At 34.7% G+C, this 516-nt stretch carries 1 protein-coding gene; it reads left to right on the top strand.

Annotation, left to right across the window (positions count from 1 at the left end; genetic code table 11):
• The coding region (locus ABD816_RS22270; protein WP_344931130.1) for a transposase at positions 1-287 on the top strand (287 nt) is incomplete at its 5' end.
• Positions 288-516: the final 229 nt, after the last annotated feature.

The following is a 516-nucleotide window of genomic DNA, read 5'->3' as shown; positions in this document are numbered from 1 at the left end:
CTGTACATATGAAAAAATCGAGAAGAAAATTTAGTTCTGCATTCAAAGCAAAGGTTGCTTTGGAAGCTATCAAAGATCAACTTACTCTGCAGGAAATCGCCTCAAAGTTTGACATTCATCCTTCCCAAATATCTACTTGGAAGCGAGAGTTTATAGAGAATTCATCAAAAGCTTTTGACTCCAAGACCAAAACAGAAGAGACAGATAATGAAAAAAGCGCTCTTTATAGTAAAATTGGTCAGTTGCAAGTTGAGAATGATTTTTTAAAGAAAGTCTTGGAGAAATGAGTACTACCCAGAAACGGCAAAAGGTTGTAAAATCTCATCCAGGACTTAGCCTTAAACAACAATGTAAGCTATTAGAGATTCATCGTTCAGGTTTATATTACAAACCTAAAGGCGAGAGTCTATTAAATTTAAAGTTGATGAAAGAGATCGATAGGTACTTTTTAGAACATCCCTATTATGGCGTAGAGCGTATGACCGATTATCTTAATTTAGATTTAGGATATCGTGT

The organism is Aquimarina addita, assembly GCF_039539305.1.
Taxonomy (GTDB): Bacteria; Bacteroidota; Bacteroidia; order Flavobacteriales; family Flavobacteriaceae; genus Aquimarina; species Aquimarina addita.
Note: the sequence above shows the minus strand (reverse complement) of the source record. Positions and strands in the feature narration are given on the sequence as shown.